This is a genomic window from Streptococcus sp. 1343, from assembly GCF_013277355.1.
Classification (GTDB): domain Bacteria; phylum Bacillota; class Bacilli; order Lactobacillales; family Streptococcaceae; genus Streptococcus; species Streptococcus pseudopneumoniae.
The window spans coordinates 64,818-73,848 of sequence record NZ_VMMT01000027.1 but is presented as its reverse complement, the minus strand read 5'-3'; the positions used below and the strand labels follow the sequence as shown (position 1 = coordinate 73,848).

Sequence of the window (9,031 nt, the reverse complement as noted above, 5' to 3'; positions counted from 1 at the left end):
TTGATTTCATATTACTATTATATAATGCTTTTTGATTTTAGTTTAGTATTATCGTAGAAAATGGACTCGGTGCTATGGATAAACCGGATGAGAATGGTTATGTAGCAGATGACTATCGGATTACTTACTTAGAGGCCCACATCAAGGCCATGCGAGATGCCATTTACCAAGACGGGGTTGACTTGCTTGGTTATACGACTTGGAGATGTATCGATCCGGTTTCAGCTGGCACAGGGGAAATGAATAAGCGCTATGGCTTTATCTATGTAGATCGAGATAATGTAGGAAATGGGACTCTCAAACGTAGCAAGAAGAAGTCCTTCTATTGGTACAAGGATGTCATTGATAGCAATGGAGCAAGCATCGAGTAGAGCACATTTGTTTACTATTTTTATAAAATCTTCTCCCTGCTTTATAAGATGTAAAAAAGAGTTCAAATGGAACTCTTTTTTTGTTATAATGAAGGAAGAAAGATCAGACAGGAGAATAAAATGTCAGAACCATTATTTTTACAATCAGTTATGCAAGAAAAAATCTGGGGTGGAACCAAGCTACGTGATGAGTTTGGCTACGACATCCCAAGTGAAAAAATAGGGGAATACTGGGCTATCTCAGCTCACCCAAATGGAGTTTCTAAAGTTGCCAATGGTAGTTTTGAGGGAACAGATCTAGCTACTTTGTATGCAGAACACCGTGAATTGTTTGGCAATCGTCCTGAGCCTGTATTTCCGCTTTTGACTAAGATTCTGGATGCCAACGACTGGCTCAGTGTTCAAGTTCATCCAGATGATGCTTATGGACTCGAGCATGAAGGCGAGCTTGGAAAAACAGAGTGCTGGTACATCATCGCTGCGAATGAAGGTTCAGAGATTATCTACGGCCACAATGCCAAGTCAAAAGAAGAACTCCGCCAGCAAATCGAGGACAAGAATTGGGATGACTTGCTGACAAAAGTGCCTGTTAAGGCTGGAGATTTCTTCTATGTGCCAAGTGGCACCATGCATGCCATTGGGGCTGGCATCTTGATTCTTGAAACCCAGCAGTCTAGCGATACCACCTATCGCGTCTATGACTTTGACCGCAAGGACGATAAGGGCAACTTGCGTGAACTTCATCTTGAAAAATCCATTGATGTCTTAAACATTGGTGAGCCTGCAAATAGCCGTCCTGTAACTGTTAAAGCAGATGATTTGCGTTCCACTCTCCTTGTATCCAATGATTTCTTTGCAGTTTACAAGTGGGAAATTACTGGAAAAGTTGACTTCGAAAAGACAGCTGACTACAGCTTATTGAGTGTCTTAGCCGGTCAAGGTCAACTGACTGTTGACGGGAAAAATTATCCAATCCAAAAAGGCAGTCACTTTATCTTACCAAGTGATGTTGAAGCTTGGACTCTGGAAGGGCAAGGTTTGGAAGTGATTGTTAGCCATCCATAAAAAAGAAAGGGCCTGAGTTTACTACTCAAGTCCTTTTTGATTACATAAATTGGGCGATGAAGACCACGATGATGATGATTGGAATGACGAAACGAAGAAGGAAGAGCCAGACTTGGAACAGTCCCTGTTTCCATGCGGTTTCATCAAGATGGAGTTCCTCCATTGCAAGAGCCTTTTTAAAGATATAGCCTGTAAAAAGTGAAAGGCAGAGAGCTCCAAATGGCATGAGGAGATTGGAAACCAAGAAGTCCATAGCGTCAAAGAAGGTCTTCCCAAAGATGTGAGCATCCGCCATGACACCGTAAGATAGGGCTGAGGGAATGCCAAAGACAAAGGTCAAGATTCCCAAAATGGCACTCCACATGGCACGCTTGCTGTTGTCCTGGTTGGTGATATTGCCCACATTGATTTCCAGCATAACGACGGAAGAAGTGACTGTCGCAAAGAGGAAGAGCAAGAGGAAGAGGATGTAGAAAATGGTTCCAAAAGGCATCTTGTCAAAGAGTTGAGGCAAGACGATAAAGAGTAAGCTCGGTCCCCCTTCAGACTGGATATTGAAGGCTGACATAGCTGGGAAAATGGCGAGACCTGCCATGATGGATACCGAGATATTCATGGCTACGATGGAAATTCCTGATTGGACCAGATTGGTTTTCTTGTCTAAGTAAGAAGCATAGGTCAGCATGGCTGTAACCCCTAGTGAGAGGGCAAAGAAAGATTGTCCCAGAGCATAGAGGAGACCAGCACTGGTCAGTTTTGAAAAGTCTGGTTTGAGGAAGTAAAGAACCCCTTCCATGGCATTTGGCAAACTGAGAGAACGACCGATGATGACGACAAAGATGATAAAGAGCAGGGGCATCATGACTTTCGAAGCTCTTTCAATCCCTTTTTGAACCCCACGTGATACAATGAAGATATTCAATAGGATAAAGGTCGCTTGAGCTCCTAGAGCAATGGCTGGATTTGAAATGATTGAAGTAAATAACTGAGCATAATCACCCGTTCCACCAATTTGGAACAATTTTCCAAACTCAATGCCTAGATAGACTAAAATCCAGCCACCAATAACACTGTAGAAAGATAAGAGGATAAAGAGGGCAAAGGCACCAATCCAACCGATAAAGTTGTACTTACTATTCTTGCCTAGTTTTCCAAAGGTTTTGATTGCTGAGACACCAGCGCTTCGGCCGAGAGCAAATTCAGCTAGCAAAAGGGGGAAACCGATTAGAATAGTGGAAATGAGAAAGACCAGTAAAAAGCCTCCTCCACCGTTAGCAGCAGTCATATAGGGGAATTTCCAAACGGCACCAAGTCCGATGGCTGAACCAGCAGATGCTAGGATAAAGCCCGGTTTAGACCCCCATTGCGATTTTTCAGACATAGTTAAACTCCTAAAATTAGTGTTACAAAAGAAAAAGCTACTGCCCTTGGCAAATAGCCTCATCAGTACTCAAAATGAGCGTTTCTTTTGATTGATAGACTTGACTATCCTATCATGTTTTCTAAGGTCTGTCAAGAAAACCATTTTCATGTTATGATAAAGTAAAAAATTTCGCAAAAACGCTTGACTCTGACCTAAGGGGAGGGGTTATACTATCAGTGTAATACTCTTCGAAAATCTCTTCAAACCACGTCTGCGTCGCCTTACCGTACTCAAGTACAGCCTACGGCTAGCTTCCTAGTTTGCTCTTTGATTTTCATTGAGTATAAGGAGGAAATCATGTACCATATAAAAGAAGCTGCACAGCTTTCGGGTGTCTCTGTCAAGACCCTGCACCACTACGATAAGATAGGACTTTTGGTTCCTTTAAAGTCGGAAAACGGCTATCGAACCTACAGTCAGGAGGATTTGGAACGTCTCCAGGTCATTCTTTACTACAAATATCTAGGCTTTTCTTTAGAAAAAATAGCAGAGCTATTAAAGGAAGAAAGGACAGATTTATTGCCTCATTTGACCAGGCAGTTGGACTATTTGACTCGAGAAAGGGAACATCTGGATACCTTGATTTCAACCTTGCAAAAAACCATTCAAGAACAAAAAGGAGAAAGAGAAATGAGCATTCAAGAGAAATTTGCTGGATTTAACTACCAAGACCATCAAAAATACCACCAAGAGGCGGTAGAGAAATATGGACAAGAAGTCATGGACCAAGCGCTGGAGCGCCAGAAAGGTCACGAAGACGAGGCTACGGCTGCCTTCAACCAAGTTTTTCAAGCCTTAGCACAAAATCTTCAAGCTGGTCTGCCTGTAACAGCAACTGAAAACCAAGAGCAAACAGCCAAGCTCTTGCAAGCCATTCGTACTTATGGATTTGATTGTACTATTGAAGTATTCGGTCATATCGGTAAAGGCTACGTCTATAACCCAGAGTTTAAGGAAAATATTGACAAATTTGGTACTGGAACAGCCCAGTACACATCAGATGTCATTGCCCACTATGTCCAAACTCAAGCAAAATAAAATCGGAGGAGTAATCTTCCGATTTTTTCTATTAAAAGTTCTTTAATCATAATGCAGACTTCCCGCCACCCAGCCGGTGCAGAGGGCAGAAGTGATGTTAAAGCCCCCCGTATGGGCGTTGATGTCCAGTACCTCGCCAGCAAAGTGGAGTCCAGGAACCAGCTTACTTTCCAGAGTTTTGGGATTGATTTCCTTGAGACTGACGCCACCCTTGGTGACAAAGGACTTGGCAAGAGACATTTTTCCAGTTACAGGAATTTTAAGTCCTTTAATGGACTGGACAAGTTGTTCACGTTCCTTTTCAGTCAGTTGTTTGACTTTGTCAGGATAGCCTTGCACAAAAAATTCTGCCAAGCGTTCTGGAAGCAAAGTTTTTAAGGTATTTTTTAGAGATTTTTCCCTATTTTCTTCTAGAAATGCAACCAAGTCATTTTCAGAAAGTTGAGGCAAAACATCCAGTGAGAGAATCTCCCCGCCCTTGACAAAGCTAGACATACGTAGGGCAGCAGGACCTGACAAACCAAAGTGGGTAAAAAGCAAATCGTGAGTGATGACACGCTTGCCATAACTTAGAGTCATATCATCCAGCGAAATTCCCTGCAAGGCCTTATGTGGAAAATCTGTTAATAAAGGACTTTCAGCAGCTTCAAGCTCGGTAATGGTATGCTTAAAATGGCGGGCAATCTCGTGACCAAAACCAGTCGAACCAGTAGAAGGATAGGATTTTCCACCAGTTGTGACAATGAGTTTCTCACAAGTGAAGGTTTGGTCTGCGGACTTAAGGACAAACTGTTCGCCGATTTTTTTAACCGAAACAATTTCGGTTTGAGTAGCAACTTGACCACCTAGTTCAGTGATTTTCTTTTCCAAAGCTTCGATAATAGTCCGAGACTTGTCACTGGCTGGAAAGACGCGTCCGTGGTCTTCGAGCTTAAGTTTAACACCATTTTCTGTAAAAAAGTTGATGATGTCATGATTATCGAACTGGGAGAAAACACTGTAAAGAAAGCGTCCGTTTCCAGGAATTCCAGCTAGTAGGTCGTCCAAGCTACCATTGTTGGTCACATTGCAACGTCCCCCACCAGTCCCAGCTAACTTTTTTCCAAGTTTCCGATTTTTTTCGATGAGGAGGGTTTTCTGTCCATAAAAGCTACTGGAAATCGTAGCCATCATACCAGCAGGTCCTCCACCGATGACAATAGTATCAAAATGTTTCATAGCTCTATTGTACCACAAAAAAAACAAGAGATGATGGTTACCTCTTGTCAAGAATGCAATTAATCAATTTCATAGCCCATCAGCAGACCGCCATCTTCTGCATAGAAACTGCAGAGACCAGATGTTGGGAGAATTTTAATATCCGCCTGTGGGAAGGTTTCACGGATTCGGTCTGAAAGCTGTTGGCAACATTTCTCGTTATTGCGTTGGGCCATGACAATACGGCCACCAGCATATCCTGCTTTCACTAACTCTTCATAGGCTGCTTGAACTGACTTCTTTGCTCCTCTTGCTTTTTGTAGCAATTCGAGAGTTCCAGTTTCACTAGCTTCTCCAACCATACGGATATTTAGAAGGCCAACGACCGTACCGATAAGCTTGCTCAAACGGCCGTTCTTCACCAAGTTATCGACTTTAGCTAGGACAAAGAGCAACTTGGTTTTTTCTTGATAGGCGGTGATAGCTTCAACCACTTCTTCAAAAGACAAGCCCTGGTCAATCAAATCATTCAATTTTTCTACGAGCAAGTCAACTTCCCCACCAGCAGACAAACTATCAATTACATGAATCTTAGTATCAGGATGGTCTTCCAGATAAATATTCTTGGCCAGTTGCGCACTATTGTGGCTGCCAGAAAGAGTACCAGTGATGGTTACTAGGAAAATGTTTTTGGCTCCTTCAAATGCTCGCAAATAATCATCTGGGCTTGGACAAGCTGATTTTGAAGCTTCTGCGGTTGCATACATGGTTTCCATCATATGGTCAATATCAAGACTGGCATCATCAACAAAGACCTGATCAGCTACTTGAATGGTTAAGGGGACACTTACAAAGGTTGTGTTAATAGCTGGTGTTGGCAGTTGACGATAATCACAACCAGAGTCAGCAATAATCTTCCAAGTCATAGAAATTCTCCATCTTTGTCAGTTATACATTGACAAAGGTTCTGTCTTTTTTTACAATTATATCATGAAAACCCTTGAAACAAAAGCCTCATCCGTCTGTTGTGACAAGTAGAAAGAAAATGTTATGTCTGAACGTAGAATCTCTGAAAAGTCTCTTGAAAATCTCAGAAAATCAAACCAAGAATCCAATTTATTAACCAGAGAAGCCATTGAAACAGCCCTCTTGCAACTCTTGGAAAAAAAGGAACTGACCAAGATTAGTATTTCTGAATTGGTCAAACGTGCAGGTGTTTCGCGTGCGGCCTTTTACCGCAATTATGACTCCAAAGAGGAAATTTTAGAAAGCGTCTTTAAACGAACTGTCCATAATATTATGGAACAGTTGCATCATTATGATTTAAAGACAGACCTTTATCTGGTCTGGGTTCACCTTTTCCGAGAGGCCAGAAAGGAAGCCAGAGTGATTCAACTGGCCTTGGATTACCATCTGGAAAAAATCTTTGTCCAAGCCATGCAGGAATTTTTAGAAAAATACCATGGAAAATCAAAAGGTGTCAGCTCTTATCTTCATTCCTTCTGGAGTTCAGCCATCGTCTCAGTCCTTTTAAAATGGATCAAGGATGGCATGAAGGTACCTGCTGAAAAGATAGCGGATTTACGGTTACCATTTTTTAAAAAATAGAGAAAAAGGAGAAGAGATATGACTGAAAAAAGACTGGCCTGGGATGAGTATTTTGCAGCCCAAGCCCTACTAATTGCCAATCGTTCCACTTGTAAACGTGCCAAAGTGGGCGCAATTCTGGTAAAGGATAATAAGGTTATTTCCACTGGTTACAATGGTTCGGTGTCAGGGACTGAGCATTGTATTGACCACGAATGTCTGGTCATCGAAGGCCACTGTGTTCGCACCCTTCACGCTGAGGTCAATGCTATCCTTCAAGGTGCAGAACGTGGTGTTCCAAAAGGTTTTACAGCCTATGTAACCCATTTTCCTTGTCTCAACTGTACCAAACAATTATTGCAGGTCGGTTGCAAGCGCGTGGTTTATATCAACCAGTACCGAATGGATGACTACGCCCAATACCTCTATCAAGAAAAGGGAACAGAATTGACTCATTTACCACTTGAGACAGTACAGGAAGCTCTTAAAGAGGCTGATCTAATGTAAAAATTATCAAAAATAAATGGTTTAGAAAGATTTTTAAACCGTTTTTTGGTATAATAAGAAGAATAAATTGAAAGAAGGAATTCCAAAAATGGGAAAAATTGAAGTTATTAATCACCCGCTGATTCAACACAAATTGTCAATCTTGCGTCGTACAGATACTTCTACAAAAGCTTTTCGTGAGCTAGTAGATGAGATTGCAATGTTGATGGGGTATGAAGTACTTCGTGATCTTCCACTAGAAGATGTGGAAATCGAAACACCAATTACAAAAACAGTTCAAAAACAATTGGCAGGTAAGAAATTGGCCATTGTTCCAATCTTGCGTGCAGGTATCGGGATGGTTGATGGGCTCTTGAGCTTGGTTCCAGCTGCTAAGGTTGGTCACATCGGTATGTACCGTGATGAAGAAACGCTTCAACCAGTTGAATACTTGGTAAAATTGCCTGAAGATATTGACCAACGTCAAATTTTTGTAGTAGATCCAATGTTGGCAACAGGTGGCTCAGCAATCTTGGCTGTTGACTCGCTTAAAAAACGTGGCGCATCAAATATCAAATTTGTCTGCCTTGTATCAGCACCAGAAGGTGTAAAAGCTCTTCAAGAAGCTCATCCAGATGTAGAAATCTTTACAGCAGCCTTGGATGAACGTTTGAACGAACACGGTTATATCGTTCCAGGTCTTGGAGATGCTGGAGACCGCTTGTTCGGTACAAAATAAAATTAAAAAGAGAATGACTTGGAAAAGAAGTTCCAGTCACGAAAGGAGGTTGAATTTTTGTTTCTGTTCTAATGAAAACAGAGCAAAAATCTGACCTTTTTTGACCAAAATATTATAATAGTCTTATCTTCAGTCATTTGACCAACAAAAATAAAACTCAAAAGGAGAAATAAATGATTCCTGTAGTTATTGAACAAACAAGCCGTGGAGAACGTTCCTACGATATTTACTCACGTCTTTTAAAAGACCGCATCATTATGCTGACAGGTCCAGTTGAAGACAATATGGCTAACTCAGTTATTGCCCAATTGCTTTTCTTGGATGCCCAAGATAGTACAAAAGATATTTACCTTTATGTCAACACACCTGGTGGTTCTGTTTCAGCTGGCTTGGCAATCGTTGATACCATGAACTTTATCAAGGCAGATGTCCAAACCATCGTTATGGGAATGGCTGCATCTATGGGGACGGTCATTGCATCAAGTGGAGCAAAAGGCAAGCGTTTCATGCTTCCAAATGCAGAGTATATGATTCACCAACCAATGGGCGGTACAGGTGGAGGTACTCAACAAACCGATATGGCGATTGCTGCAGAACACTTGCTTAAAACTCGTCATACCTTGGAAAAAATATTGGCTGAAAATTCAGGTCAGTCAATCGAAAAAGTCCATGCAGATGCAGAACGCGATAACTGGATGAGTGCCCAAGAAACACTTGAATATGGCTTTATTGATGAAATCATGGCCAACAATTCATTGAACTAATGTTGATAGAAGGCAAACTCGACTGGGTTTGCTTTTTTTGGTATAATAGGGGGAGATTTCTTAGAAAGAGGATTTATCATGTTTGAAAAAGTCAATCGATCTGGCTTGATTATCTATCTTTACTATAATCGTGATGCCAAAAAACTGCAGGATTATGGAGATATTACCTATCATTCCAAGAAGCATCGTTACTTACAACTCTATGTTCCAACTCAAGAAGTGGAGCAATTGGTCGGGCGCTTGAGCAAGGAAAAGTTTATCAAAAAAGTCAGAGTTTGTCATATCCAAGAGCTGGAAACACCCTTTGTGGGTAACCTTTACCGATAGGAAAACGTTATCAGATAAAAATTTAAAGAAAAGT

At 41.4% G+C, this 9,031-nt stretch carries 10 protein-coding genes and 1 pseudogene; 8 read left to right on the top strand and 3 right to left on the bottom strand.

Annotated features, from left to right (window positions below; translation table 11 throughout):
- Window positions 1-50: 50 nt before the first annotated feature.
- Together HT709_RS04585 and manA are read left to right on the top strand one after the other, a co-directional pair.
- Window positions 51-371, top strand: a pseudogene (locus tag HT709_RS04585) (family 1 glycosylhydrolase); the annotation flags it as partial.
- Window positions 372-491: 120 nt separating this feature from the next.
- Entirely contained in the window at window positions 492-1,436 is a 945-nt protein-coding gene (gene manA / locus HT709_RS04580) for a mannose-6-phosphate isomerase, class I (protein WP_050223723.1), read from the top strand.
- A gap of 40 nt (window positions 1,437-1,476) precedes the next feature.
- Here manA and HT709_RS04575 read toward each other — a convergent pair whose 3' ends face one another.
- The gene (locus tag HT709_RS04575; protein WP_050223719.1) at window positions 1,477-2,817 is read right to left on the bottom strand and encodes a sodium-dependent transporter; all 1,341 of its coding nucleotides are present in this window, start codon (window positions 2,815-2,817) and stop codon (window positions 1,477-1,479) included.
- A gap of 339 nt (window positions 2,818-3,156) precedes the next feature.
- Here HT709_RS04575 and HT709_RS04570 point away from each other — a divergent pair, with 339 nt between their 5' ends.
- Complete coding sequence (locus HT709_RS04570; RefSeq protein ID WP_000274782.1) at window positions 3,157-3,897, top strand: MerR family transcriptional regulator; 741 nt, start codon at window positions 3,157-3,159, stop codon at window positions 3,895-3,897.
- Between the two features lie 42 nt (window positions 3,898-3,939).
- On the opposite strand, the gene HT709_RS04565 is transcribed toward HT709_RS04570, so the two are convergent.
- Together HT709_RS04565 and HT709_RS04560 are read right to left on the bottom strand one after the other, a co-directional pair.
- The gene (locus tag HT709_RS04565) at window positions 3,940-5,115 is read right to left on the bottom strand and encodes an NAD(P)/FAD-dependent oxidoreductase (RefSeq protein ID WP_172925551.1); all 1,176 of its coding nucleotides are present in this window, start codon (window positions 5,113-5,115) and stop codon (window positions 3,940-3,942) included.
- Window positions 5,116-5,174: 59 nt separating this feature from the next.
- Entirely contained in the window at window positions 5,175-6,020 is an 846-nt protein-coding gene (locus tag HT709_RS04560) for a DegV family protein (RefSeq protein WP_054388076.1), read from the bottom strand.
- Window positions 6,021-6,144: 124 nt separating this feature from the next.
- Here HT709_RS04560 and HT709_RS04555 point away from each other — a divergent pair, with 124 nt between their 5' ends.
- From HT709_RS04555 to HT709_RS04535, 5 genes are all read left to right on the top strand, one after another.
- A complete protein-coding gene (locus HT709_RS04555; protein ID WP_050261904.1) occupies window positions 6,145-6,702 on the top strand; it encodes a TetR/AcrR family transcriptional regulator in 558 nt (185 codons plus the stop codon).
- A gap of 18 nt (window positions 6,703-6,720) precedes the next feature.
- Window positions 6,721-7,188: a cytidine/deoxycytidylate deaminase family protein gene (locus HT709_RS04550; RefSeq protein WP_000136974.1), complete on the top strand. Its 468-nt coding sequence runs from the start codon at window positions 6,721-6,723 to the stop codon at window positions 7,186-7,188.
- Between the two features lie 88 nt (window positions 7,189-7,276).
- The gene (gene upp / locus HT709_RS04545) at window positions 7,277-7,906 is read left to right on the top strand and encodes a uracil phosphoribosyltransferase (RefSeq protein WP_000515974.1); all 630 of its coding nucleotides are present in this window, start codon (window positions 7,277-7,279) and stop codon (window positions 7,904-7,906) included.
- Between the two features lie 173 nt (window positions 7,907-8,079).
- Window positions 8,080-8,670 (top strand): ATP-dependent Clp protease proteolytic subunit ClpP, encoded by a 591-nt coding sequence (gene clpP / locus HT709_RS04540; protein WP_050242379.1) that lies wholly within the window; start codon window positions 8,080-8,082, stop codon window positions 8,668-8,670.
- 78 nt (window positions 8,671-8,748) lie between these two features.
- Window positions 8,749-8,997 (top strand): YlbG family protein, encoded by a 249-nt coding sequence (locus tag HT709_RS04535; protein WP_000462126.1) that lies wholly within the window; start codon window positions 8,749-8,751, stop codon window positions 8,995-8,997.
- Window positions 8,998-9,031 lie beyond the last annotated feature (34 nt).

Coding starts and splice junctions, on each gene's coding strand:
- manA (WP_050223723.1), top strand. CDS start 492: ATGTCAGAACCATTATTTTTACAATCAGTTATGCAAGAAAAAATCTGG.
- HT709_RS04575 (WP_050223719.1), bottom strand. CDS start 2,817: ATGTCTGAAAAATCGCAATGGGGGTCTAAACCGGGCTTTATCCTAGCA.
- HT709_RS04570 (WP_000274782.1), top strand. CDS start 3,157: ATGTACCATATAAAAGAAGCTGCACAGCTTTCGGGTGTCTCTGTCAAG.
- HT709_RS04565 (WP_172925551.1), bottom strand. CDS start 5,115: ATGAAACATTTTGATACTATTGTCATCGGTGGAGGACCTGCTGGTATG.
- HT709_RS04560 (WP_054388076.1), bottom strand. CDS start 6,020: ATGACTTGGAAGATTATTGCTGACTCTGGTTGTGATTATCGTCAACTG.
- HT709_RS04555 (WP_050261904.1), top strand. CDS start 6,145: ATGTCTGAACGTAGAATCTCTGAAAAGTCTCTTGAAAATCTCAGAAAA.
- HT709_RS04550 (WP_000136974.1), top strand. CDS start 6,721: ATGACTGAAAAAAGACTGGCCTGGGATGAGTATTTTGCAGCCCAAGCC.
- upp (WP_000515974.1), top strand. CDS start 7,277: ATGGGAAAAATTGAAGTTATTAATCACCCGCTGATTCAACACAAATTG.
- clpP (WP_050242379.1), top strand. CDS start 8,080: ATGATTCCTGTAGTTATTGAACAAACAAGCCGTGGAGAACGTTCCTAC.
- HT709_RS04535 (WP_000462126.1), top strand. CDS start 8,749: ATGTTTGAAAAAGTCAATCGATCTGGCTTGATTATCTATCTTTACTAT.